Here is a 25841-nt window from a genome sequence, read left to right on the forward strand (position 1 = left end):
AAGAACAGCGACTCGACATCCCATCATGTCCATCCGCCCGCTTCGCCCGCTGCTGAGCCTCGCCGCCGCCCTCGCGCTGGCGACGGCGGCCGTGCCGGCCGCGGCGGACGATGCGAGCCTGCTGACGATCGACTCGCAAGCGTCGATGGTCTACCTCAGCAGCATGGACGGCCGGCAGCACGAGAGCGGCTCGAACCTCGTGCAGGCGATGGCACCGGCGGCCTTTCCTTCGCTGAGCTTCTACGGCAACACCGACTACCGCCAGAAGACCCTGACGACGCGCGCCGGCAACCGCCTGCTGCCGCAAGTGGCCGCCAGCGCCTGCAACAAGGATCCGCTGAAGCTGGACACGCTGACGGTGCACCTCAGCGCCGCCAAGTCCGGCTACGCGGCCGACTACACGGCCATCGAGACCGGCCCGAACACCGGCATCTTCGCCCTGCAGTTGCCGCTCTCCAGCCGCTACTGGAGCGCCACCGTGCGCTCGACCAGCGACTGGTTCGACGTGATGGCCGGCGACGTCATCACCGCCACCGCCCCGGCCTGCAACGGCAAGACGCTCACCGCGACCCTGCGGATGGACGTACGCGCCTTCGTCTTCGATGCCGTCACCGGCAAGCCGATCGCCGGCGTCACCGTGCAGCTGATCGACGTCAGCGGCGAAGGCAATGGCGGCAACGCCGGCGGCGCGGCCGACGTGTTCGACGCCGACGGCACGACCCCGATGCCCAGCACCGTCGTCACCGATGCCGACGGCGGCTACAGCTTCCCGGTGCTGCGCTCGAGCCTGTACCGCCTGCTGGTCAAGACGCCGGCCACGCACACCTACCCGTCCGGCGACACGGCCGATGGCAAGGACGGCTGGGACTCCGGCTACGCCATCGACCCGACCGCGTCCTACGGCGGCACCTTCCGCGTCACCGCGGAATCGGGCAGCGCCGTCATCAACGTGCCGGTCGACCCGCTGCCGCGCGGCCTGCTGGTGCAGAGCAGCGTCTCGCGCACGACGGCCGAGATCGCCGAGACGGTCGAGTACGCCGTGTCGGTCAAGAACGTCGGCCAGGCCGACTTGGCCAACGCCCGCCTGCAGGAGCGCCTGCCGCGCGGCTTCCGCTACGTGCCCGGCAGCGCCAGGCTGGACGGCAAGGCAACACTTGACCCCGTCGGCGGCGTGGGCCCGACGCTGGTGTGGCCGATCGCCGCCGCGCTGCCGGTGGCCGCCGAGCACACGCTGCGCTACCGCGCCCGCATCGGCACCGCTGCGCTGCAGGGCGACGGCGTCGAGCGCAGCCAGGCCTCGGCCGAGGCGCCGGACGCCGTGCTGAGCAATGTGGCGCGCACCAAGGTCAAGGTCGAGGCCGGCGTGTTCTCCGACCGCGCGATCGTGCTGGGCACCGTCTACGCCGACTGCAATGCCAACGGCCTGCAGGACGAGAGCGAGGCCGGCATCCCCGGCGTGCGCCTGTGGATGGAAGACGGCACCTCGGTGACGACCGACGGCGCCGGCCGCTTCAGCCTCTACGGCCTCACGCCGCGCACCCATGTGCTGAAGCTGGACCCGATCACCCTGCCGGCCGGCACCACGCCGCTGGCCACCACGCAGCGCCACGCCGGCGACGGCGCCAGCCGCTTCGTCGACCCGCGCGCCGGCGAACTGCAGCGCGCCGACTTCGCGCTGGCCGGCTGCGGCGCGGCGCTGGACGCCCAGATCGCCGCCCGCCGCCAGGCCGCCCGCGGCGCCGATGCCGAGATGGCCGCCTCGCTGCGCACCGCGCTCACCGCCACGCCCACCGCCGCGCCGCAAGACCTGCGCGCGCTGCCGGCCAGCGGCACGATCGGCGCCGCCGTCAAGGCTGCCGCACCGCAGGCCGCGGCGTCCGCCCCGGTCGCTGCCGCTGAAGCCCCCGCGGCCGCCGAAGACGCCACCCTGCCCCGCTTCATCGGCGCCACCGAAGGCCAGCTCGTCACCGCCGCCACCTCGTCGCTGACCGTCGCGGGCCACCTCGGCGCCGTGCTGACGCTGAAGCTCAACGGCGAGTCGGTCGGCGACGACCGCATCGGCGAGCGCACGCAGTCGCCCGACGAGCAGATCGAGACCCGCCGCTACATCGGCCTGCCGCTGCGCGCCGGCGAAAACCGCCTGCTGCTGCAGGAGCACGACGCCTTCGGCACCCTGCGCGCCACCCGCGAGCTGACCCTGCGCCTGGCCGGCGCACTGGCCCGCATCGTCATCGAGACGCCCGCCAAGGCCGATGCCGGCAGCACGGTGCCCGTGCGCCTGCGCCTGCTGGACACGCAGGGCCTGCCGGTCGATGCGCGCCTGCCGGTCACGCTGAACCTGGGCCCGGGCCGCTGGTCCGCCGAAGACTTGGACCCGAAGACGCCCGAGCTGCAGACCTTCGTCGACGGCGGCGAGGCGCTGCTGCAGTGGCAGGCGCCCGACGTGCCCGGCGAAGCCCGCCTGCGCGCCGGCAGCGACGGCGTCACGGCCGAGGCCCGCCTGCCGGTGGTCGCCGCGCTGCGCCCGCTGATGGCCGTGGGCATCGTCGACGCCGCCTTCGACCTGCGCCGCCTGAAGGCCGGCCAGGTGCAGTCGGCCGACAGCAGCGACGGCTTCGAGCAGCAACTCAACAATGTCGCCAGCGATTCCAAGACTGACGTCCGCGGTGCCGTGTTCCTGAAGGGCAAGGTCCGCGGCGACGCGCTGCTGACCGTGGCCTACGACTCCGACAAGAGCCGCGACACGAGCCTGTTCCGCGACATCCAGCCCGATGCCTTCTACCCGGTCTACGGCGACGCCTCCGAGAAGGGCTTCGACGCACAGTCCACCGGCCGGCTCTATGTGCGCGTGGACCGCGGCCAGTCCTCGCTGCTGTACGGCGACTTCACGACCCAGTCCGACGACCCGGCCCGCCAGCTCGGCAGCTACCAGCGCAGCCTCAACGGCCTGAAGGAACACCTGCAGGTGGACGGCCTGACGGCCAACGCCTGGGCCTCGCACGACAGCACGCGGCAGATGCTGGTCGAGCTGCCGGCCAACGGCACCTCGGGCCCCTTCGCGCTGGCCGGCAACATGGCCACCAACAGCGAGACGGTCGAGATCCTCGTGCGCGACCGCAACCAGCCCTCGCTGGTGCTGGGCACGACGACGCTGACCCGCTTCGCCGACTACGACATCGAGCCGCAGAGCGGCCGCCTGCTGTTGCGCGCGCCGGTGGCGAGCCTGGACGCGAACATGAACCCGCTGTCGATCCGCGTCACCTACGAGGTCGAGCAGGGCGGCCCGGCCTTCTGGGTGGCAGGCGCCGATGCGCAGTGGCAGGCCACCGAGGCGCTGCAACTGGGCGGCGCCTACGTGCGCGACTGGAACCCGCTGGCAACGATGCAGATGGGCAGCGCCAACGTGCGCTACCAGGTGGCCGAGCACACCACCGTCAGCGCCGAGGTGGCCCGCATCGAGCGCGGCGAGCAGGCGGACGGCACCGCCGCGCACGAAGGCAATGCGCAGCGCGTCGAGTTCAAGCACGACGGCCAGGCGCTGAAGGTCAACGCCCACGCAGTGCGCAGCGACGTCGGCTTCGACAACCGCTCGGCCACCATCAACAGCGGCCGCAGCGAAGCCGGCGCGCAGGCCACCTACATGGTCGACGAGCGCACCCGCGTCAGCGGCGAGGCCCTGCTGTCCGGCGACGTCAGCACCGGCGCCAAGCGCGCGGGCGTGCTGGTGGGCGTGGAGCGCAGCCTGGAGAACGGCGTCAAGGTCGAGCTGGGCGCGCGCTACGTGCAGCAGCTCGGCGAGAACGCAGGCGCGCAGGCAGATGCGGCGGCCGACGGCAGCACCGCCACCGTGCGCGCCAAGGTCAGCGCCGTCGTGCCGGGCCTGCCGATGGCCACCGCCTTCGTCGAGGCCGAGCAGGACGTGCGCGATGCCGACAAGCACCTGCTGGCCGTCGGCGGCGACTACCAGCTCGCCGGCCGCGGCCGCCTCTACATGCGCCACGAGCTGGTCTCCTCTCTGACCGGCCCCTACGCACTGGACGCCACGCAGCGCCGCAACGCCACGCTGGTGGGCATGGACATGGGCACGACGGCGCTGGGCGGTGGCGAAGGCCGGGTGTTCAGCGAGTACCGCGGCCGCGAGGCCTTCGACGGCCGCGAGACCGAGGCCGCGATCGGCCTGCGCAACCAATGGCAGCCCACCGAAGGTCTGCGCTTCAACGCCAGCCTGGAGCGCGTGAAGACGCTGCAGAGCGCGGAGAACGACAACAGCAGCGCCGCCGTCACCGGCGCCGTCGAGTACACCGCCGACCCGCTGTGGAAGGGCACGGCTCGCCTGGAGCTGCGCGAAGGCGCCGGCAGCACCGGCCTGCTGTCCACCTTGGGCCTGGCCGTGAAGCTGGGCGAGCGCTGGACCATGCTGGCCAAGAACGTGCTGGCCGCCACCTTGCAGCACGGCGCAGGCACGGACCGCTGGCAGGAGCGCCTGCAACTCGGCGCCGCCTACCGCACGAACGACATGAACGCGCTGGGCCGCTACGAGTACAAGGACGAGCGCGGCACCCTGGGCGATGCCGATGCGCGCCAGGCCCACATCGTCAGCGTGCACGCCGAGCGCCAGCTCGATCGCGCCACCGAGCTGAGCGGCCGCTACGCCGTCAAGCACCTGACCGAGACCGTCGCCGGCGTGGCCACGCGCACGGTGGCGCAGCTGATGTCCGGCCGCATCACGCGCGACATCGGCGAGCGCTTCGACGTCGGCATGAACCTCGGCCTGATGGGCGACCTGCGCCTGCGCAGCCGCCAGCTGCTGATCGGCGCCGAAGCGGGCTACCGCGTCAAGGACAACATGTGGGTGTCGCTCGGTTACAACCTCAGCGGCGTCCGCGACCGCGATCTCTCGGCCGACAACAGCACGCAGCGTGGCGTTTACCTGCGGATGCGATTCAAATTCGACGAGAACCTGTTCTCGCGCCTCAGCTCATGAACCTACGCCCTGCGATCCGGTTGTTGGCAAGCGCCCTGCTGTTCGCGCTCCTGCTTTGCGCACTGCCCGCCCGCGCGGCCTGCAGCGGCCAGGGCTGCGTCTCGGCCGGGCCGCGGCTGCTCAGCGTGGACTCGACCCGCGGCGCGCTCTTGAACGCACTGCTGGGCAGCCTGACGAACTCCACGCTGACCCTGGGCGTGGCCGACTGGAACTCGCTGGCCACCGGTGACCTGAGCCTGCTGCGTACCGTCAGCGCGCTGCAGGGGCAGCTCAACGCCTCCACGCCGGCCGCCACGCTGACCAGCAACGTCACCGTGCTGGACATCCTCACCGCCGCCACCACGGGCGCCACCGCCGAGGGCAAGACGCAGCTCGCCGCCACGCTGAACTCGCTGAAGCTGCCGCTGTCGGGCCTCAGCACGCCGATCCAGCTCGGCCAGCTGCTGCAGAGCAACGGCATCCTGGGCACGACGCGGGTCAACGCGCTGGAGCTGGTCACCGGCGTGATCCAGCTCTACAACAGCCGCAACGTGCTGAGCACGCCCAACGCGATCACCTTGTCGGGCAGCAGCATCGGCCTGGGCTCGCTGCTGGGCAGCGTCACCCTGCAGGCGCAGGTGATCGAGCCGCCGGTGATCGTCTGCGGCGGTGTCGGCAGCACTTTCCATTCGGCCGCGCTGCGGGTGAAGCTCGGCGTAGACCTGATCTCGCTGAACCTCGACGTCTCGGTGCTCACGGCGCTGCTGGGCGGCGGCATCTCGGCCAACGTGGGGCACCTGGACGTCTACGTGGAGGTGGCCCGCACCGACGGCGTCATCAGCGCGCTGAACGCCGTCAGCGGCGCGGTCACGGTGCAGGCCACGCCCGGCGTGGCGGCCCTGTACCTGGGCAGCATTGCCGACTCGCTCTACTGGAACCGCAGCCGTGCGATCAACCCGGCCAGCGACCTCGGCTTCGGCACCATCGGCGCGCTGAAGGTCGGCGCGCTGAACGTGGACCTGCTGGCCCGCGCCTCGGCCGTCGGCAGCGCACTGGGCAGCAGCACCTTGACGCTGATGCCGGCCAGCCCCACGGGCACCGTCTACGCCAATGCGGGCTTCGTCACGACCCTGCTGTCATCGCTGATCGCCAACCTGGAGCTGAGCCTCGGCCCCGGCCTGCTGACCAGCGTGGCCAATTCGGTGATCGGCCTGCTGAAGCCGGTGCTGCAGCTGGCGCTGACCGGGCCGGTCGGCAACCTCGTCACCGGCCTCGTCAACCCGCTGCTGAACCTGCTGGGCATCCGCCTCGGCGAGACCGACATCTCCGCCCAGGGCGCGGTGTGGAGCTGCGCCGTCTCGGGCACGGTCTACGAGGACGCCAACCACAACGCCGCCCTGGACGGCGGCGAGAGCGGCACCGGCCTCACGCTGTACGCCAAGCTCGTGCCGGCCACGCAGCCGGCCGGGCCCGCGCTGGCCGTGGTGGCGATCACGCCGTCCAGCGGCGCCTTCTCCTTCGCCAGCGTGGCGGCGGCGGCCTATACGGTCGTCGTCAACGGCAATGCCTCGGCCACGGACCTGACGCCGGCCATGCCCGCCGGCTGGCTCGGCACCGAACAGTCGAGCCTCACTCGCAGCTTCACGCTGTCCGCAGCGGACGTGCCCGGCCAGCGCTTCGGCCTGTTCCACGGCAGCCGCGTGGCCGGCCTCGTGTTCAAGGACAGCGGCGCCGGCGGCGGCACGCCCAACAACGGCCTGCGCGACGGCGCCGAGGCGACGCTGCCCGGCGTGGCCCTGCAGATCGCCGATGCCGGCGGCACCGTGCTGGACCGCGCGACCACCGGCGATGCCGGCGCCTACCTGCTGTGGATTCCGTCCACCGCCAGCGGCGTGCTGAAGATCGGCATGGCCGCGGCCGATGCGGGCTGGGTCGTCGTCTCCGGCGCGCCGGGCACGACCGGCGGCAGCTTCACCGCGGCCGACGGCACCCTGGCCTTCACGCCCGCCTCAGGTAGCAGCTACACCGGCGCCAACCTCGGCCAGGTGCCGGCCAATGTGCTGCAGCCGGACGGCCAGCAGACCATCCTGGCCGGCAGCTTCGCGTTGTACCCGCACACCTTCACCGCCGGCAGCGGCGGCAGCGTCAGCCTCGCCGCCGCCGCGGCGTTGCCGGCCGGCTGGAGCTACACGGTCCACCGCGATCTGGACTGCAACGGCCGCATCGATCCCACCGACGACGTGCTGCCGGCATCGATCCCGATGACGGCCGACCAGAAGCTGTGCGTGATCGTCCGCATCAACGCGCCCGCCGGCGCACCCGACGGCAGCAAGCAGCCCTTCGCGCTCACGGCCAGCTTCGCCTACGCCAACACCGCGCTCACGCGCGATCAGCAGCGCACGGACGTGACGACCATCGGCCCGCCGACGGCCGCCGGCCTGCAGCTCGTGAAGACGGTGGACCGCGCGGCCGCGCGCAGCGGCGACGTGATCACCTACACGATCGCCTTCGCCAACCTCAGCAGCGATGCGCTGAGCGGCATCAAGATCACCGACGCGACGCCGGCCTACACGGTGTTCCAGTCTGCCAGCTGCGGCGCGATGCCGAGCGCCCAGCTGGTCTGCACGGTCAGCGTGCAGCCGGCGGCCGGCGGCACCGGGCGTGTGGAATGGAGCCTCGCCGGGCCGCTGGGCAGCGGCCTCGGCGGGCAGGTGGTGCTGGTCGTCAAGCTGCAGTGATCAAGCTGCAGCGAGCGTGGCGGCGAGATCCTCGAACAGCGTCTCGACGCCGAAGGCCTTGTCGTAGAAGGCATCGGCCCCCAGCTTGAGGCAGGGCGCGCGGTAGATCGCGGCGTCCTGGCCGCTCAGCACGGCGATGAAGCCGGTGTAGCCGCTGGCGCGCAGCGCGGTGATCAGGCGGCTGCCCGAGCCTTCCACGGCCAGCGACAGGTCGGTGATCACCACATCCGGCCGGGTCGCCATGATCATCGCGTAGGCCCGCTCCTCGGTATCAGCCTCGCCCGCCAGGTTCAGGCCCGGCTGGTGACGAACTCGGGCCGCCAGCAGAAGGCGGATGGCTTCGGAATCCTCAACAAGAAAGACGTTCATCGGCTGGGTCTCCTGCTTGTGTCATTTGCATGATCTCGCCGAGCGGAGACGCCGGACAGCAGCGGATGCCGGCAGTGAAAGTACGCGAAGGCCGCGACCGTCGGCAGGCAATGTGCCTACACGGCTGCACGGCCCGTCTTTCGGATTTGTTGAACGATCTATTCAGCAATACCTAGTATTTACCCTAGTCCTTCAGTCCTACAGTTCATCCCATGGACGAAGCGAGTGCGGAGTCCGAAGCAACACCCGAAAGGACCTGATCATGAAGACCGTTTTCACCATCGCCGCTGCCCTGATCTCCACCGCCACCCTGCTGGGTGCCTCGTCGGCGAATGCATCGGGCTACGACCAATACCGCCGCACCGTGCTGGGCGACACGACCGTCGCCGCACCGGCCACCCCGACGCGCACCGTGCTCGTCGCCGGCTCCTACGCCCAATACCTGATCAACAACGGCGCGACGAAGCAAGACGCGCTGGCAGCCGCCGCTCAAGTCGGTGAGCAACAACGCTACGACAGCGTCGCCATCGAAGCCCCGAAGGCCAAGCTGACCCCGCTGCAAGCCTATGCGAAGTCCATCGGCAACGACGTGCCCGCCGGCCGCAACGCCGAAGTGGTCATGAACGCCGAATGAAGGCCGAATGAAACTTGCATAAACATCGACGGAACGCTTCGTTGCCGCGGCAGGGCCCGGCAGATATCGTTCAGGTCATGGGCTCCGGCAACGGAGCAGGAAGTTTGTCTCCTCACCTTCACGGGTGATTTGAGCCCCCTCCGAGATGTCTCCGAGGGGGCTCCTTTTTTACCGCGTGCTCAGCGCCGGTGAGCCAGGCGCTTCACCACGGCCGCGAGGTGGTCGATCTCGTCGCAGGTGTTGTAGAAGGCCAGCGACGGCCGCACCGTGGCCTCCAGGCCGAAGCGCCGCAGGATCGGCTGCGCGCAGTGGTGGCCGGAGCGCACCGCGATGCCTTCGTCGTTCAGCGCCTTGCCGATCTGCTCGGTCTGGTAGCCCTGCAGCACGAAGGACAGCACGCTGGTCTTCTGCAAGGCGGTGCCGATCAGGCGCAGGCCCGGGATCGGGGCGAGCTGGTGCGTCGCGTACTCCAGCAGGTCGTGCTCGTACTTCGCCACGTTTTCCAGGCCCAGCTTCTGCAGGTAGTCCAGCGCCGCGCCGAGGCCCACCGCGTCGGCGATATTGCCGGTGCCGGCCTCGAAGCGCGCGGGCGGCGGCTGGTAGACCGTGCGCTCGAAGGTGACGTCGGCAATCATGTTGCCGCCGCCCTGCCAGGGCGGCGTCTCCTCCAGCACATCGCGGCGGCCGTAGACGACGCCGATGCCGGTCGGCGCGAACACCTTGTGGCCGGAGAACACGAAGAAGTCCGCGCCCAGCGCCTGCACGTTGACCCGCAGGTGCGAGACGGACTGCGCGCCGTCCACCAAGGTGCGCGCGCCCACGGCCTTGGCCAGCGCCACGATCTCGTGCACCGGCACGATGGTGCCGAGCGCATTGGAGACCTGCGTCACCGCCACCAGCTTCGTTCGCGGGTTCAGCAGCTTGCGGTACTCGTCGAGCAGGACCTGGCCCGTGTCGTCCACCGGAATCACGCGCAGCCGGGCGCCCTTCTCGGCCGCCAGTTGCTGCCAGGGCACGATGTTGGCGTGATGCTCCAGGTGGGACACGATGATCTCGTCCCCCGCGCCGATGTGCTTCGCGCCCCAGCTCTTGGCCACCAGGTTGATGCCCTCGGTCGCGCCGCGCACGAAGATGATCTCCTCGCTGCTGGCCGCGCCCAGGAAGCGCGCGACGGTATCGCGCGCACCCTCGTAGGCATCTGTGGCCCGCGCCGCCAGCTCGTGCGCGGCGCGATGGATGTTGGAGTTCTCGTGCTGGTAGAAGTGGGCCAGCCGGTCGATCACCTGCTGCGGCTTCTGCGTGGTGGCCGCGTTGTCCAGCCACACGAGCTGCCGGCCGTTCACCCGCTCCTGCAGGATCGGGAAATCGCGCCGCACCGCGTCGACGTCGAAGCCGCCCGGCACCGAGCGCGGCTTCGTCTGCGGCTCGCCGGCGCGGGCCTCGTAGGCCCGCTGCTGCTCGGGCTGCACGAAGTAGTAGCCGCCGCTGGCATCGCGCGCCCCGTTCAGTTCGCGGAAGTCGGTCAGCAGCGCCTTCAAGCTGTCCTGCCCCGGCAGGCCGAAGGCCTGCGGCGTCACGCGGTCCTCGATCACCGGATCCGGCGCAGCCGTGGCCTGCTGCGGCGCCTTCGCCTCGTCGATGAAGTAGTAGCCGCCCGGCGCAGGCCGGGTGGGCGCCGAGGCGCTGGGCAACGGCAGCGCCGCCGCATAGGCCTGCGGCACGCCCTGGGCCGCGCCGCCCTGGCGTGGCGCCTGCGCGGCATGGCCCTGCCCCGCCGGTGCGGCTTCGATCGCCGGTGCCAGCGCCGGATTGCTCCCACCGCCGGGCAGCTCAGCGAAGAACTCACCGGCCAGGCGGCTCAGCGTGGCGATGTCCAGCAGGCCCTGCGCCTCACTTGTAACTGTCTGGATACTCATGGTACTTGCCGATCTCCACGTCATCCAACAGCGCCAGCGCGTCCTCGCTCTGCACGGCCAGCGAGCAGTACAGCGAGATCAGGTAGCTGGCGATCGCGTTGCGGCTGATGCCCATGAAGCGCACCGACAGGCCCGGGCTCTGCTCGCCCGCCAGGCCCGGCTGGAACAGGCCCACCACGCCCTGGCGCTTCTCGCCGACGCGGATCAGCAGGATCTTGCTCTTGCCGTCGGCCACCGGCACCTTGTCCGAGGGAATCAGCGGCACGCCGCGCCAGGTGAGGAACTGCGAGCCGAACAGGCTCACCGTCGGCGGCGGCACGCCACGGCGGGTGCACTCGCGGCCGAAGGCGGCGATCACCAGCGGGTGCGTGAGGAAGAAGGCCGGCTCCTTCCAGACCTTGGTCAGCAGCTCGTCCAGGTCGTCCGGCGTCGGCGCGCCGGTCAGCGGGTAGACGATCTGGTCGGGCGCGACATTGGCGAGCAGGCCGTAGTCGGGGTTGTTGATCAGCTCGCTTTCCTGGCGCTCCTTGATGATCTCGATGGTCAGGCGCAGTTGCTCCTTGATCTGGTCGTGCGGGCTGCTGTAGAGGTCGGACACGCGGGTGTGCACGTCCAGCACGGTGGACACCGCGTTGAGGAAATACTCGCGCGGCTTCTCGTCGTAGTCGACGAAGGTCTGCGGCAGCTCGCTCTCGTCGCGTGCCGCGCAGGACACGCGGATGTCCTTGGCGTTCTTGACTTGGTTGAGACGGTAGATGCCGGCTTCGACCGGCAGCCATTGCAGCAGGTGCACGAGCCAGCGCGGGCTGATGGCGGAAAGCTGGGGGACGGTCTTGGTGGCATTGGCAAGCTGACGGGCAGCGTTGTCGCTCAATGCCTGCTGGGGTTCAAGGCTTTCGGCCATGGAGACTCCTGGGTTGAAGAGAAAACGGAGAAAGGGAAAAGGTCAGTCCTGCTGCCACGGCAGGCCATGGAAGCGCCAGCCGTCGCCGTGGCCGCGCTGGCCGTAGGCGTCGATCTCGCCCTCGAAGCCTTCCAGCACGTTGAACACCTGCGGCAGGCCCGCACGGGTCGCGGCCTCGGCCGCCAGCGCCGAGCGTTTGCCGCTGCGGCACAGCAGCAGCACCGGCAGTTCCTTGTCGGCCAGCTTGGCTTCCAGCTCGCGCGTGAAGCGCGGGTTGCGCGTGAGGCTGGTGCCGGTGGCCCAGGGCACGTTCAAGGTGCCGGGCACGTGGCCGACGAAGCGGTACTCCTCGACGGAGCGCACATCGACCAGCCGGGCTGCGCCGGCCTGCACCAGCGCCCACGCCGTCTTGGGCGGCAGGCTGCCCGCGAAGGGCACGCCGTCCAGACGCGCGGCGCGGCGCGCTTCGTCGAGCGCCTGTTGAAGTTCGGGGGAAAGGACTGCGGCTGAATTGGGGGCGAGAACGGCGAACATGACGGGGTCTCCTGGACAAGAAGACTCCAGCTTATGAACCGCGTCCGCGCGCGTGAACGTCTCGTTCGGAGCTTGCTTATGCAGGAAACGAGGAACAGCTAAGGCTCAATGAACCTTGGGGAATCCATGCCGCTCGGCAAGCAAGGCCAGGATGCGCTTCGGGTCGTTGACGTAGCGCCGCTCGCCGAGCGCCGACGCATCGTCGGGCGCGGGATGCTCGTCGCCGAGGATCAGCACCGGCAGGCCCTGGTGGTCTTCATCCAGCGCCTCGATCACGACCGGGCGCGGCCGCTGGAAGGCGAGCCGCTGCACATCGAGCCGGTCCGCTAGCTCGGGCGCGGCGGCAAGCAGGCCTTCGATCGCCAGCCCATGCGGGCAGACGAACTTCTCTCCAGGGTGCTTGGCATCGGCAAAGCCCGGCTGCAGCAAGAGCAATCGATCACGACTCACGAATACACCTTCCAGTTACTTGTTGAAAACGTGATCAAGGCTAGTTGAAATTCCCGCCCGGTTCGAGCGCGAAATCCGCCTATCGATATGCGTCGCACGCCCCCAATGCGGGGCGCATAAGCAGATGAGAAGAACGAGCTTCACACCGGGGTTCGTGCTCAACAGAATGGCCCGCAACTTCACTGCTCCAGGGCCTCCATGCAAGTCAACGTTTCGATCGCGCACCGGGCTGCGACCCGGCTGCCATGAGCTACAAGCTCTCCCTGCTCGAGAAGAGCCTGATCCCCGCCGGCTCCACCGCCGCCGAGGCCCTGCACCGCACGACGCAGCTGGCACAGCGCGCCGAGGCGCTGGGCTACCACCGCTTCTGGCTCAACGAGCACCACGGCAATGACCAGCTCGCCGGCGTCGCGCCGGAGATCCTGATCGCCCACCTGTTGGCCCGCACCAGCAGCATCCGCGTCGGCTCCGGCGGCGTGATGCTGCAGCACTACAGCCCCTTCAAGGTGGCTGAGACCTTCAAGGTGCTGGCCTCGCTGGCGCCGGGCCGCGTGGACCTGGGCGTGGGCAAGGCGCCGGGCGGCCTGCCGGCCACGACCCGCGCGCTGCAGTCGCGCCACGACAAGACCAAGCCCGCCGCCTTCGACGAGCAACTGGACGAGCTGGGCCACTTCCTCGACGACACGCTGCCGCACGACCACCCGCTGCACGGCGCGCTGGCGCGACCCGTGCCGCCGGTGCCGCCCGCGCGCATCCTGCTCGGCGGCAGCCCCGGCAGTGCGCTCACCGCGGCCCGCCTGGGCTGGGACTTCTGCTACGCCGGCCACTTCAACGGCGATCCCGCCAACGTCACGCGTTCGCTGCAGGCCTATCGCGAGGCGACCGGCCGCTCGCCGCTGCTGGCCCTGTTCGCCTTCGTGGCCGACACGCAGGAAGAGGCCCGGCGCCTGGCCGGCCCCAAGCAGATGATCAAGCTGCACCTGTCCACCGGCCAGAGCGTCAACCTGCCGACGCAGGAAGCCGCCGCCGAGTTCGCCCGCGCTGCCGGCGTGGCGGACTACCGCACCGAGGTGCTGACGCCACACGTCATCGCCGGCACCGCCGAGCAGGTCCGCGCCGAGCTCGACGAACTGCACCAGCGCCACGGCGTGGACGAATTCCTCGTCGAGATGCCGGTGGCCGACTACGCCGCTCGCCTCGCATCGATCGAACTGCTGGCCGGAGCGCTCGTTCCCGCCACCGTGAACTGAACCCACCCAAGGAAGAAGCAAGCCATGACCACAAAGCACATCCCCTTCGGCATCATGCTGCACGGCGCCGGCGGCCACATGAACTCCTGGCGCCATCCGTCCGGCCCGGCCGACGCGAGCGTCAACCTCGGCTTCATCGTCGAGACCACGAGGAAGGCCGAGGCCGCCGGCATCGCCTTCGCCTTCGTGGCCGACGGCCTCTACATCAACGAGAAATCGATCCCGCATTTCCTCAACCGCTTCGAGCCGCTGACCATCCTGTCGGCGCTGGCGACCAGCACGACCAAGATCGGCCTGGCCGGCACCGTCAGCACCAGCTACAGCGACCCCTTCACCGTGGCCCGGCAGTTCGCCTCGCTGGACCTGATCAGCGGCGGGCGCGCCGGCTGGAACGTCGTCACCACGCCGCTGGAAGGCTCGGCCAAGAACTACAACCGCGAGCATCCGAACCACGCGCTGCGCTACGAGATCGCCGACGAGTACCTGCAGGTCACCCAGGGCCTGTGGGACAGCTGGGACGAAGACGCGATCGTCCGCAACCGCGAGACCGGCCAGTTCTTCGACGCCAACAAGCTGCACACGCTGGACCACGTCGGCCGCTTCTTCAAGGTGGCCGGCCCGCTGAACATCGGCCGCTCGCCGCAGGGCCAGCCGGTGATCTTCCAGGCCGGCTCGTCCGACGCCGGCATCTCGCTGGCCGGCAAGTACGCGGACGCTGTCTTCACCCACTCGCCCAACCTGGACGACACGCGCCAGTTCCGCACCCAGGTGCGCAACAGCGCGGTGGCGCACGGCCGCGCGGCCGACGAAGTGAAGATCTTCCCCGGCATCGGCCCGGTCGTCGCCGCCACCGATGAAGAGGCGCAGGCCAAGCACCAGCAGATCCGTGAGCTGCTGAGCATCGAGGATGCCCTCGCCTACCTGGGCCGCTTCTTCGATCACCACGACTTCAGCCAGTACCCGCTGGACGGGCCCTTCCCCGAGCTGGGCGATCTTGGCAAGAACAGCTTCCAGTCCACTACCGACCGCATCAAGGCCACGGCGAAGGAGAAGGGCCTGACCCTGCGCCAGGTCGCGCTGGAATCGGCAACGCCGGCCTCGCAGTTCGTCGGCAGCGGCGAGCGCATCGCCGACGAGATCATCCGCTGGGTGGACGAAGGCGCGGTGGACGGCTTCATCCTCGGCTTCGCGGTGCAGGCGCAGGGCCTGCAGGACTTCATCGACTTCGTGATCCCGGTGCTAGAGGCCCGCGGCCGCTACAGCCGCGAGCTGCCCGGCGCCACCCTGCGCGACCACCTGGGCCTGCCGCGCAAGGAAAGCCGCTACGCGAACGCCGGCGACAAGCCCGCCGTCGCCAAGGCTGCTTAAATGGGTAGCGACGACACCCGCGCGCTGAACCAGGCCCCCAGCCTGGCGCAGACCCTGGCCCGCGAGGCCAGCGAGCGCATCGGCGCCGTGATCACGGCCGGCATCGACGAGTTCATCGCGATCCGGCAGGACATCCATCGCCACCCCGAGCTGGCCTTCAAGGAACATCGCACCGCCGCCCTGGTGGCCGAGCGCCTGACCGCCTGGGGCTACGAGGTGACGACCGGCGTTGCCCAGACCGGCGTTGTGGGCACGCTGCGCCGGGGCAACGGAACGAAGCGCCTGGGCCTGCGCGCCGACATGGACGCGCTGCCGATCGCCGAGGCCACCGGCCTGCCCTACGCCAGCGTGAACGAGGGCGTGATGCATGCCTGCGGCCACGACGGCCACACGGCCGCGCTGCTGGCCGCCGCGCACTACCTGGCCAAGCACGGCGAGTTCGACGGCACCTTGCAGCTGATCTTCCAGCCGGCCGAGGAGATGGGCGGCGGCGCCAAGAAGATGATCGCCGACGGGCTGTTCGAACGGTTTCCGGTGGACGCCGTGTTCGGCCTGCACAACTGGCCCTGCGTGGACGCGGGGCACCTCGGCTGCGTCAACGGCCCGGCCATGGCCTCGGTGGACCAGGCCACCATCACCGTGCGCGGCAAGGGCGGCCACGGCGCGCAGCCGCAGGAGACGGTGGACCCGATCGTCGTCAGCGCGCACCTGATCACGGCGCTGCAGAGCATCGTGTCGCGCAACGTCAATCCGCTGGACATGGGCGTGGTCACCATCGGCGCGATCCACGGCGGCTTCGCGGCCAACGTGATCCCGGACAGCGTGGAGCTGAAACTCACCGCCCGCTCCTTCAAACCCGAAGTGCGCGAACTGCTGCGCCAGCGCGTGCCGGCACTGGCCAAGGCGCAGGCGGAGAGCTTCGGCGCCACGGCCGAGGTGGTCTACCAATGGGGCTACCCCGCCGTCATCAACCACGACGAGGAGACCGACTTCGCCCGTACGGTGGCGCAGGAAACGCTGGGCTCGGGCAAGGTGGACGCCAACTTCCGCCCGCGCACCGCCAGCGAAGACTTCGCCTACATGCTGCAGGAGAAACCGGGCAGTTACTTGTTCATCGGCAACGGCGAGAGCGCCTCGCTGCACAGCCCCAAGTACGACTTCAACGACGCGATCCTGGCCCCCGCCGCGACCTACTGGGCACGGCTGGCCGAACGCTATCTCGCTTAAGCGCTTGAGCACAACGGAGGGAGGAGGACACCCATGGCCATCATCGGCAATGAAGAATTCGTCTACACGGTTCCCGGCGATCCGCGCGCCCGGCCGCTGGTCGACGAGCTGAGTTTCGAATACGAGAGCCGCTACGGCGAGCTGTTCCGGCAAATCGGCGAATCGGCCGAGCGCGAGATGGCGCGCTACCCGGACGAGCTGTTCACCCCCGCCCGCGGTGGTAGCTTCGTGCTGCTGCTGCGCGACGGCGTGGCCGTCGCCGGCGGCGCCTTCAAGCATCACCCCGATCCGCACACCGCCGAGGTCAAGCGCGTGTGGGCCGACAAGCGCCTGCGCCGCCAGGGCCTGGCGACCCGCATCCTGGCCGAGCTGGAAGCGCAGGCGCTGCGCCAGGGCTACCGGCGCTTCTACCTGACCACGGGCTTCCGCCAGCCCGAGGCCGAGGCGCTGTACCTGCGCGAGGGCTACACGGCGCTGTTCTCTCCCGACGCCAACCGCGAGGCGCTGCGCGCCCTGCCCTTCGAGAAGCATCTGGCTTCCGCGGCCCCTGTCGCTCGGATCGCCGCATCCCAACCCGCTGAATTGAGCCTGCGATGAACACCTCCGTTGCCACGCTGCCCATCGAGCGCAGCACCGCGGCCGCGCCGCAGAGTCCGCCCCAAAGTTCGCAGCCAACGGACTACTCGCGGCTGAGAGTCGTGCCCGCGCGCTACCCCTGGCGCACGGCCGGCACCGTCTTCGCGCTGCTGGTGATCGCGCTGGTGGCCGAATCGGTGTTCACCAACGAGCGCTGGGGCTGGGGCGTCTTCGCGCAGTGGTTCTTCGACGAGGCCGTGCTGGTCGGCCTGGGCCGCACCTTGCTGCTGACCGTGCTGGCCGGCGTGCTGGGCTTCTCGATCGGCACCCTGCTGGCGCTAGCGCGGGTGTCGCGCTCGCCGCTGCTGTCGGGCCTGTCGTTCAGCTATGTGTGGCTGTTCCGCTCGATCCCGCCGATCGTGCTGCTGCTGCTGATCAACAACCTGGGCTATCTGTACGAGACGATCACCGTCGGCGTACCGCTCACCGGCTGGACCTGGTTCTCCTACCCGACCACGCAGCTGCTGGGCCCCTTCGCGGCGGCCGTGATCGGCCTGACCCTGAACCAGTCCGCCTATGCGGCGGAGATCATCCGCGGCGGCATCCTGTCGGTCGACCAGGGGCAGCTCGAAGCGGCGGCGGCGCTGGGTCTCTCGCGCAGCCGCCAGGCCTTCCGCATCGTGCTGCCGCAGGCAATGCGCTCGATCCTGCCCAACGGTTTCAACGCGATCATCGGCTTGGCCAAGGGCACCTCGGTCGTCTACATCCTGGCCCTGCCCGAGCTTTTCTACACGATCCAGATCATCTACCGGCGCAACCTGGAGGTGATCCCGCTGCTGATGGTCGCCACCGTCTGGTACCTGGTGATCCTGACGGTGCTGACCCTGGTGCAGCAGCGCATCGAGCGGCACTACTCGCGCGGTGCGCTGCGCAACGTGCCGGGCTCCTTCTTCAAGCGGCTGAAGCGCGAGCAGGTGCAGAGCGCGGCCCCGGTCGTGCCGATCGCCTCCGGCGCGCCGAGCTGGGCCGCGCACCGCGTGAGCCGCGGCGAGGTTTCGGTGCACGGCGTGACCAAGCACTACGGCCTGCTGCGCGTGCTGGACGATGTGTCGCTCACCGTGCCGGCCGGCGCGGTGACGGTGATCCTCGGCCCCTCGGGCTCCGGCAAGTCGACGCTGCTGCGCAGCATCAACCACCTGGAACGGGTGGACCGCGGCTTCATCGCCGTCGACGGCGAATTGATCGGCTACCGCCAGCAGGGCGACACGCTCTACGAGCTGGCCGAGACCGAGGTGCTGCATCGCCGCGTCGACGTGGGCATGGTGTTCCAGAACTTCAACCTGTTCCCGCACCTGACCGTGCTGGAGAACCTGGTCGAAGCGCCGATCGCCGTGCGCGGCCTCAAGCGTGAGGAGGCCGAGGCGCAGGCCCGCGAGCTGCTGGCCCGCGTGGGCCTGGCCGACAAGGCCGCGTCCTATCCGCGCCAGCTCTCCGGTGGCCAGCAGCAGCGCGTGGCGATCGCCCGCGCGCTGGCGCTGAAGCCCAAGGTGCTGCTGTTCGACGAGCCGACCTCGGCCCTGGACCCCGAGCTGGTCGGCGAGGTGCTGGACGTGATCAAGGAACTGGCCCGCTCCGGCACGACCCTGGTGATCGTCACCCACGAGATCGGCTTCGCCCGCGAGGTGGCCGACACGGTCGTCTTCATGGAGAGCGGCCGGATCCTGGAGTCCGGCTCGCCGGAGCAGGTCTTCTCCGCGCCGCGCCATCCGCGCACGGCCGCCTTCCTGGACAAGGTGCTCTGAGCCTTCCTTCATCCTTCATCGACATCCACATGACTCTTCGCAAACTCCTGCTGCTGTGCCTGGCCGTTCCGTTGGCCGCTGCCGCAGCGGCCCCACCGCCGGTGGACCTGAGCCCCGCCCAGGCCGACCGCCCCCGCGCGCAGCCGGTGCCCGAGGCGCTGAAGCTGCTGACGCCCAAGGCCAGGTTCGCCAAGGACGGCGTGCTGCTGGTTGCCACCACCGTGGGCGTGCTGCCCTTCGGCGACTACGCCACCGACAACCGCACGCCGGTCGGCAGCTCTCCGGACATCGCCCAGCTGATCGCCGACAGCCTGGGCCGCAAGCTGGAACTGGTGTCGGTGGCCTGGGCGGACTGGCCGCTGGGCCTGGCCTCGGGCAAGTACGACCTGGTCGTCTCGAACGTGACCGTGACCGAGGAGCGCAAGGAGAAGTTCGACTTCTCCACCTACCGCAACGACCAGCTGGGCGTCTACGTCCGGGCCGACAGCCCGATCAAGGCCATCAAGGCGCCCAAGGACCTGGCCGGCCTGCGCGTGATCGTCGGCTCGGCCACGAACCAGGAGCAGATCCTGCTGCGCTGGAATCAGCAGAACGTGGCGGCCGGCCTGAAGCCGCTGGAGATCCTGTACTTCGACGATCCGGTCGTGCTGCGCCTGGCGCTGCTGTCCGGCCGGGCGGACGCGCATTTCGCGCCGAACGGCTGGGCCGCCTTCGAGGCCCGCGACGGCAAGACGCGGCTGGTCGGCACCTTCTCCGGCGGCTGGCCGCTGACGGCCGAGATCGCCGCCGCGGCGCGCAAGGGGTCAGGTCTTGCTGAAGCCGTCACCGCCGCCCTCAACGCACAGATCCACAACGGCAACTACACGAAGGCGCTGACGCGCTGGAACCTGGAGTCCGAGGCGATCGCCCTGTCCCGCACCAATCCCCCTGGACTGCCCAAGCAATGAGAACCCCCGCCATGAAACTGATTGCCATCGCCGCGCTGGCCCTGCTGGCCAATGCCACGCAAGCCCAGATCGGCCAGATCGACCTGAGCCCCGCCCAGGCCGGCCGCATCCATGCCGAGCGCGACCCGGCCGCCATCCGCGCCCTGCCCAAGGACCTGAAGCTGGTGAAGCCCGGCACCTTGACCGTGGCCATCACCGCCGCCGTGCCGCCGGCCTCGACCTACGCGACGGACGCAAAGACCATCGTCGGCTCCGATGCCGACCAGGCGCATCAATTGGCCGAGGCGCTGGGGCTGCAGCTCGATCTCGTCTCGGTAGCCTGGCCGGACTGGCCGCTGGGCCTGGCCTCGGGCAAGTACGACGCGGTGATCTCCAACGTCGGCGTCACCGAGGAGCGCAAGCTGAAGTTCGACTTCTCCACCTACCGCCTGGGCCTGCACGGCTTCTTCGTGCGCAAGGACAGCCCGATCCAGTCGATCAAGGAGCCCAAGGATATCGCCGGCCTGCGGATCATCACCAGCTCCGGCACGATCCAGGAACGCATCCTGCTCGAATGGAACAAGCTCAATGTGGCCGCAGGCCGCAAGCCCGCCGAGCTGCTGTACTTCGACGACATCGTGGCCGCGAAGCTGGCGCTCGAATCGGGCCGCGCCGATGCGCACTTCAACCCCTACGGACCGCTGGCCTACCTGGCCGCCAAGGAAGGCAAGACGCGGGCGGTGGGCACCGTCAACGCCGGCTGGCCGCTGAAGGCCGACGTGGCCGTGGCCACACGCAAGGGCAGCGGCCTGGCCGCGGCGCTGACCGTGGCCACCAACACGCTGATCCACAACGGCAAGTACGCGCAGACGCTGGCGCGCTGGGGCATCAGCGAGGAAGCGGTGAGCCAGGCCGAGACCAATCCCCCGGGCCTGCCGAAGTTCTGATCATGAGCATTCAACACCTCGCCTTGCTGATCCCCGGTAACTACGTGGACAGCGATCCGGCCACCGGCCTGGAAGCCACGCTGAAGCTCTTCACCCGCGCCGAGACGCTGGGCTTCGACAGCGCCTGGGTGCGCCAGCGGCACCTGGAGCGCGGCGTCTCGTCCGCCTCCACCTTCCTTGCCGCCGCCACGCAGCGCACGCGCCACATCGGCCTCGGCGCCGCGGTGATCCAGATGGGTTACGAGAACCCGTTCCGGCTGGCCGAGGACCTGGCCACCGTGGACGTGCTCTCCGGCGGGCGCCTCCAGGTGGGCGTCAGCACCGGGCCACCGCCGCACGGCGCGCTGCTGGGCGACCGGCTGCTCGATGCCCACCCGAGCACGATCGATTTCTCGCACCGGCGCGTCTCACGCCTGCGCGACAGCCTGCGCGGCGACTTCCTCGGCGACGACGCCTGGATCGAATCGCCCGCCGGCCGCCAGCGCGCGCGCCTGCATCCGGCAGCACCGGGTCTGACCGACCGGCTCTGGTACGGCGGCGGCTCGCTCTACTCGGCCGAGTGGGCCGGCCGCAACGGCTTCAACCTCTTGATCGGCAACATCTGCCGCGCCGAGCAGAGCGACGACTTCTTCACCGCGCAGACGCAGCAGCTCGACCTGTTCCGCAGCAGCTGGCAGGCCGAGCGCGCGCCGCGCATCGCGCTGGGCCGCGTCATCCTGCCGACCGACGGCGCCGATGCCGCCACGCGCAAGCGCTACCGCGAGTTCGCGGCCGGCCGGCATGCGCGCACCCTGGCCCCGCAGGGCGAGCGCCGCACCTTGTTCGCGCCGGACCTGGTGGGCAGCGCCGACGAGATCCTCGACACGCTCTCGCGCGACCCGGTGCTGCCCCAGGTCAGCGAGCTGCGCCTGGAGCTGCCCTACGACTTCCGCTCGGAGGAGTACGCGCAGATCATCGAGGACGCCGCGCGGCTGATCGCCCCGGCGCTGGGCAGGCCGGTGCTGAAGGCCGCCTGAGTCCAGAGCGTCTCGCGCCAGAATGCGGGGATGACTCTCGACTGGAATGCCTTCACCCCCTGGGCCGCCCTCGCTGGCGGCGCGCTGATCGGTCTCGCGGCGGCGCTGCTGGTGCTGCTCGACGGACGCATCGCCGGCATCAGCGGCGTGCTGGGCGGGCTGCTGCGCCCCATCAAGGGCGACACCGCGTGGCGCGCGGCCTTCCTGCTGGGGCTGCTCGCGGCGCCTGGCGCGTACCTGCTCGTGGCCGCAATGCCGCGGCCGCAAATCGATGCCGGCTGGGGCGCGCTGGTGCTGGCCGGGCTGCTCGTCGGCGTGGGCACGCGCTACGGCTCGGGCTGCACCAGCGGGCACGGCGTCTGCGGCCTGTCGCGCCTGTCGCCGCGCTCGCTGGCCGCCACGCTCGCCTTCATGGCGGCGGGCTTCGTGACGGTGTTCGTGCTCCGCCACCTGCTGCAGGCCTGAACCCATGCAAGCCCTCGCCGCTCTTCTCTCCGGCCTGGTCTTCGGACTCGGCCTCATCGTCTCCGGCATGTTCAACCCGGCCAAGGTGCTGGGCTTCCTGGACCTGGCCGGCCACTGGGATCCCTCGCTCGCCTTCGTGATGGCCGGCGCCATCGCCGTGGGCCTGCCCGCCTTCGCCTGGGCACGTCGCCGCAAGCAATCGCTGCTCGGCGCGGAGATGCAGCTGCCGACGGAGCGCCGCATCGATCGCCGCCTGCTCGCGGGCAGCCTGCTGTTCGGCATCGGCTGGGGCGTGGCGGGCTTCTGCCCGGGGCCAGGTCTTGTCGCCCTGGGTGCGGGCGAGCTGAAGGCGCTGGTCTTCGTCGCGGCGATGCTGGCTGGCATGGGGCTGTTCGAGATCATCGAGCAGCGTCGAGTCAAGCGCTGATGCTGGCCTACGTCTTCGTCTGGGCCGTCGGGCTCGTCGCCGGCTGCGTCAGCGGCATCATCGGCACCGGCTCGTCGCTGATGCTGCTGCCCGTGCTGGTCTACTGCTACGGCCCCAAGCAGGCCGTGCCCATCATGGCGGTCGCGGCCATCCTGGCCAACCTCGCACGGGTCGCGGCCTGGTGGCGGCAGGTGGACTGGAAGGCCGTCGCGGCCTATGCGATCCCCGGCGCCCCGGCCGCCGCGCTCGGCGCGCGCACCTTGCTGTCGCTGCCGGCGGGTGTCATCGATTCGATGCTGGGCCTGTTCTTCCTGGCCATGCTGGCGCTGCGGCGCTGGCGCGGCGGCGTCGGGCGCCGCCTGCGGCTGGGTGAGCTCGCCGTGGCTGGTGCGCTCATCGGCTTCCTCACCGGCCTCGTGCTGTCCACCGGCCCGCTCAGCGTGCCGGTGTTCAGCGCCTACGGTCTCTCGGGCGGCGCCTTCCTCGCCACCGAAGCGGCCAGTGCGCTGGCGCTGTACCTCAGCAAGGTCACCGCCTTCCGCCAGCTCGGCGCCCTGCCCGCTTCCACCTTGCTGCAGGGCCTGCTGGTCGGCTCCTCGCTGATGGCCGGCACCTTCGCCGGCAAGTCGCTGGTGGTACGCATGAGCCCGGCGGTGTTCTCGGTCCTGATCGACGGGCTGATGCTGTGTTCGGGGCTGTCGCTGTTGTGGGCGGCGTGGCGTTGATCGACCAAGCTCGTGCCCCCGTAGGTTGGAGTGAGCATCGCGAACTCCAACATTCCGGCGTTGGAGTTCGCTGCGCTCACTCCAACCTACACAAGCCACCCGGGCATCGCCATCAGAACTGCAAGCTCAACCGGGTGTAATAGAACGCCCCATACAAGCCGAACGGCGAGATGCTCGAGTACGGCGGGAAGCCGTTGGTGTCGGCCACCGTGTTGCGGCTGGGGTAGGTGTTGAACAGGTTGTTCGCACCGACCGACAGCGTGGCCGCGCGGCTCAGGTGGTAGCCCACTTCCAGGTCGGTCAGCCAGCGGGCGGCATAGGACTGGTCGTAGATCGGGTTGACGTTGAGCAGCTGGTTGCCGCCATAACGCGTTTCCCGGACTGACACGTCCCAGTCCGACAGACGCCAGTTCGCGCCGAGGATCAGCTTGGAGCGTGGCGTCGAGTTCGTGATCGCGCCCTGCGCCGCGCGGTCGAACAGCGTGAGGCCCAGGCCGGCGAGCTGCGAGGGGTTGTCGTGGATGTGGGTGATGACGGTCTTGTTGTAGTTGTAGCCCAGGGTCCAGCGCAGCGTGCCGGCGCTCTTCAGGTCCTGCGTGTAGTCGCCGACGATGTCGATGCCGGTCGTGCGCGTGTCGATCGCGTTGGCGAAGTACTTGATCGACTGGCCCGACTGGAAGCCGTTCTTCACCAGCAGCGCGTTGACGGCCGCGCCGGACAGGAAGCCCGTCTGCGCGATGCGGTCGTTCAGCTCGATGCGGTAGGCGTCCACGGTCACGTTCGCCTGCTTGCTGGGCGAGAAGCTCAGGCCCAGGCTCAGGTTGTTGGACTTCTCCGGCTTCAGCGTCGTGGCGCCCAGCGCCTGGCCGATCGCAGAGCTGACCTGCACCGACTTCGACTGCACGAACTGGCTGACGCCGTTGACGATGTTGTACTGGTTGGAGGTCTGCGCGAAGCCGGACTGCGTCAGCGCCGGCGCGCGGAAGCCGTTGCTGAGCGTGGCGCGCAGCGACAGCGCCGGCGTCACTTCGTAGCGCGTGGTGAGCTTGCCACTGGTGGTGTTGCCCGAGCCGTCGTCGTAGTGCTCGGCGCGCAGGGCCAGGCCGACGAACCAGTTGGCCGCCGGGTTCAGGCCCAGGTCTGCATAGGCGGCGTAGCTGTTGCGCTTCAGATGGGCCTCGTCGCTGGGCGTGACCGTGATCGCGCCCTGCGCGCCGGTGGTGGCGAGCTGGCCGGCCAGCGGGCCGTCGGGGAAGGTGTAGCCGCCGAACTCGTAGGAGCGCGGATCGCCGGAGAAGGTGTCGTACTTCTCCTGGCGGTGCTCCAGGCCCCAGGAGGCCTGCAGCGGCTTCTTCAGGCCGACGTCGATGCTGCGCGTGGCGTCGAGGTTGTTGGTCCACTGCGTGAAGCGGCCGAGGAAGGTGTCGAAGCTGGTCGGGCTGCTGGGGCCCAGCGAGGCGTTCAAGGTGTGGTCGGAGCCGTTCTGCACGCGGTCTTCCCCGTACGTCGTGCTGAGATCCCAGGACCAGCCGGCCGCCTCCACGCGTGCGCCGCCGGCGAGCTGGAAATCGCGCTCGTCGAGCGTGTAGACCGGCGCCGTGCCGTCGGGGTAGATCGAGGGAATGATGTTCAGCGAATTGGGCCGGCGGAAGTTCTGGCCGACCCGGCCGTCTCGCGCACTGAAGGTGCCGAAGCTATAGAAGCTGAGCGTGTCGTCGTGCGGCAGCTCGGCGTTGTACGACAGGTTCAGCGCCTTGATCTCCGGCAGGCCACCGGCGTAGACGTTCTTGTTGACCGTGGCCTCGCGCGGGTCGGGCTGGCCGTTGACGGGGTAGTAGAAGGCGCCGGTGGCCGCGGCGTTGCGCACCGTGGCCTGCTGGTACTTGGCATCGAGCGCCAGGTTCAGGAAGCCCTGGCCTGGCAGCTCCAGGCCCCAGTCCAGGGTCTGCTGGACGGAGTTGCCGTTGTCCTGGCCGCCGTTGTCGTAGTGGTGGTGCGTGCCCAGCGTGGTGTCGCTGCTGCCGCCGTGGCTGTTGCTCTTCAGGATGATGTTGATCACGCCGGCGATCGCGTCGGAGCCGTACTGCGCGGCGGCGCCGTCGCGCAGCACCTCGATATGGTCGATGGCGCTGATCGGGATCAGATCGATGTCGACCGGGTTGGAGCCGTTGCTCTGGTTGTTCGGCGCGAGGCTCACGATGGCGCTGTTGTGGCGCCGCTTGCCGTTGACCAGCACCAGCACGTGGGCGCCGCTCAGGCCGCGCAGGCCGGCGGGCCGCGCAATGCTGTCGGCCGAGAGGCTGGACTGCGTGGTGGTCACGAACGAGGGCAGCAGGGTCGACAGCGCATCGCGCAGCGTCGTGTTGCCGCCGAGCTTCTGGATCTGCTCGCCGCCGATGACGTCGATCGGCGAGGGGCTGTCGGCGATCGTGCGCGGCTGGCCGCGCGTGCCGGTGGTGACGACGACGTCGAGCTGCGTCACGCCTTCGGTGTCCGGCACGGCCGTGGCCGCGTGTGCGGAGATTGCGGAAGCGCCGCCGAGCAGGCCGATCACGGCCAGGGCGATGGATTTTCTTGTGGGGTTCATGTGGGAGGGAGGTGTCG

20 protein-coding genes are annotated in these 25841 nt (G+C 69.8%); 14 read left to right on the forward strand and 6 right to left on the reverse strand.

Annotated features, from left to right (window positions below):
- Nucleotides 1-25 precede the first annotated feature (25 nt).
- Together SNE35_RS19625 and SNE35_RS19630 are read left to right on the forward strand one after the other, a co-directional pair.
- Entirely contained in the window at nucleotides 26-4984 is a 4959-nt protein-coding gene (locus SNE35_RS19625) for a hypothetical protein (RefSeq protein ID WP_320424678.1), read from the forward strand.
- Between the two features lie 20 nt (nucleotides 4985-5004).
- Nucleotides 5005-7701: a hypothetical protein gene (locus SNE35_RS19630; RefSeq protein WP_320424679.1), complete on the forward strand. Its 2697-nt coding sequence runs from the start codon at nucleotides 5005-5007 to the stop codon at nucleotides 7699-7701.
- Here the strand turns inward: SNE35_RS19630 and SNE35_RS19635 are convergent, their stop codons facing one another.
- Nucleotides 7702-8070, reverse strand: a complete 369-nt coding sequence (locus SNE35_RS19635; RefSeq protein WP_320424681.1) for a response regulator — start codon at nucleotides 8068-8070, stop codon at nucleotides 7702-7704. It lies immediately after the preceding gene.
- Between the two features lie 262 nt (nucleotides 8071-8332).
- Between SNE35_RS19635 and SNE35_RS19640 the strand changes: the two genes are divergently transcribed.
- The gene (locus SNE35_RS19640; protein WP_320424683.1) at nucleotides 8333-8704 is read left to right on the forward strand and encodes a hypothetical protein; all 372 of its coding nucleotides are present in this window, start codon (nucleotides 8333-8335) and stop codon (nucleotides 8702-8704) included.
- Nucleotides 8705-8883: 179 nt separating this feature from the next.
- Here SNE35_RS19640 and SNE35_RS19645 read toward each other — a convergent pair whose 3' ends face one another.
- From SNE35_RS19645 to SNE35_RS19660, 4 genes are all read right to left on the reverse strand, one after another.
- Nucleotides 8884-10620, reverse strand: a complete 1737-nt coding sequence (locus tag SNE35_RS19645) for a family 2A encapsulin nanocompartment cargo protein cysteine desulfurase (protein ID WP_320424685.1) — start codon at nucleotides 10618-10620, stop codon at nucleotides 8884-8886.
- Complete coding sequence (locus tag SNE35_RS19650; protein WP_320424686.1) at nucleotides 10595-11524, reverse strand: family 2A encapsulin nanocompartment shell protein; 930 nt, start codon at nucleotides 11522-11524, stop codon at nucleotides 10595-10597. The genes SNE35_RS19645 and SNE35_RS19650 overlap by 26 nt, the downstream gene beginning before the upstream one ends.
- 42 nt (nucleotides 11525-11566) lie before the next feature.
- Nucleotides 11567-12058, reverse strand: coding sequence for a rhodanese-like domain-containing protein (locus SNE35_RS19655; protein ID WP_320424687.1), 492 nt, complete (start codon nucleotides 12056-12058; stop codon nucleotides 11567-11569).
- 105 nt (nucleotides 12059-12163) lie between these two features.
- Entirely contained in the window at nucleotides 12164-12508 is a 345-nt protein-coding gene (locus SNE35_RS19660) for a DUF3088 domain-containing protein (RefSeq protein ID WP_320424688.1), read from the reverse strand.
- A gap of 245 nt (nucleotides 12509-12753) precedes the next feature.
- Between SNE35_RS19660 and SNE35_RS19665 the strand changes: the two genes are divergently transcribed.
- From SNE35_RS19665 to SNE35_RS19715, 11 genes are read left to right on the forward strand one after another with little or no spacing between them, the layout of a single operon-like run.
- Nucleotides 12754-13758, forward strand: a complete 1005-nt coding sequence (locus SNE35_RS19665) for an LLM class flavin-dependent oxidoreductase (RefSeq protein WP_320424689.1) — start codon at nucleotides 12754-12756, stop codon at nucleotides 13756-13758.
- Between the two features lie 24 nt (nucleotides 13759-13782).
- Nucleotides 13783-15126, forward strand: a complete 1344-nt coding sequence (locus SNE35_RS19670; protein ID WP_320424690.1) for an LLM class flavin-dependent oxidoreductase — start codon at nucleotides 13783-13785, stop codon at nucleotides 15124-15126.
- Nucleotides 15127-16353 carry a M20 aminoacylase family protein gene (locus SNE35_RS19675; RefSeq protein ID WP_320424692.1) on the forward strand — a complete coding sequence of 409 codons (1227 nt, stop codon included), beginning with the start codon at nucleotides 15127-15129 and terminating at the stop codon, nucleotides 16351-16353.
- Nucleotides 16354-16386: 33 nt separating this feature from the next.
- Nucleotides 16387-16950 (forward strand): GNAT family N-acetyltransferase, encoded by a 564-nt coding sequence (locus SNE35_RS19680; RefSeq protein WP_320424694.1) that lies wholly within the window; start codon nucleotides 16387-16389, stop codon nucleotides 16948-16950.
- Nucleotides 16947-18731 (forward strand): amino acid ABC transporter permease/ATP-binding protein, encoded by a 1785-nt coding sequence (locus tag SNE35_RS19685; RefSeq protein WP_320424695.1) that lies wholly within the window; start codon nucleotides 16947-16949, stop codon nucleotides 18729-18731. Before SNE35_RS19680 ends, SNE35_RS19685 begins: the two co-directional genes overlap by 4 nt.
- A 29-nt stretch (nucleotides 18732-18760) precedes the next feature.
- Complete coding sequence (locus SNE35_RS19690) at nucleotides 18761-19678, forward strand: ABC transporter substrate-binding protein (RefSeq protein WP_320424696.1); 918 nt, start codon at nucleotides 18761-18763, stop codon at nucleotides 19676-19678.
- An 11-nt stretch (nucleotides 19679-19689) separates the two neighbouring features.
- On the forward strand, nucleotides 19690-20604 hold the full coding sequence (locus SNE35_RS19695; RefSeq protein ID WP_320424698.1) for an ABC transporter substrate-binding protein: 915 nt from the start codon (nucleotides 19690-19692) through the stop codon (nucleotides 20602-20604).
- Between the two features lie 2 nt (nucleotides 20605-20606).
- Entirely contained in the window at nucleotides 20607-21620 is a 1014-nt protein-coding gene (locus SNE35_RS19700; protein ID WP_320424699.1) for an LLM class flavin-dependent oxidoreductase, read from the forward strand.
- Nucleotides 21621-21650: 30 nt separating this feature from the next.
- Nucleotides 21651-22085 carry a YeeE/YedE family protein gene (locus tag SNE35_RS19705; protein WP_320424700.1) on the forward strand — a complete coding sequence of 145 codons (435 nt, stop codon included), beginning with the start codon at nucleotides 21651-21653 and terminating at the stop codon, nucleotides 22083-22085.
- Nucleotides 22086-22089: 4 nt separating this feature from the next.
- On the forward strand, nucleotides 22090-22512 hold the full coding sequence (locus SNE35_RS19710; protein ID WP_320424701.1) for a YeeE/YedE family protein: 423 nt from the start codon (nucleotides 22090-22092) through the stop codon (nucleotides 22510-22512).
- Nucleotides 22512-23237: a sulfite exporter TauE/SafE family protein gene (locus SNE35_RS19715; protein ID WP_320424702.1), complete on the forward strand. Its 726-nt coding sequence runs from the start codon at nucleotides 22512-22514 to the stop codon at nucleotides 23235-23237. Before SNE35_RS19710 ends, SNE35_RS19715 begins: the two co-directional genes overlap by 1 nt.
- Nucleotides 23238-23349: 112 nt before the next feature.
- Here the strand turns inward: SNE35_RS19715 and SNE35_RS19720 are convergent, their stop codons facing one another.
- Nucleotides 23350-25824 (reverse strand): TonB-dependent receptor plug domain-containing protein, encoded by a 2475-nt coding sequence (locus tag SNE35_RS19720; RefSeq protein WP_320424703.1) that lies wholly within the window; start codon nucleotides 25822-25824, stop codon nucleotides 23350-23352.
- Between the last annotated feature and the right edge of the window lie 17 nt (nucleotides 25825-25841).

Origin of the sequence: Roseateles agri (genome assembly GCF_034043675.1) — a bacterium.
Lineage (GTDB): Bacteria > Pseudomonadota > Gammaproteobacteria > Burkholderiales > Burkholderiaceae_C > KK5.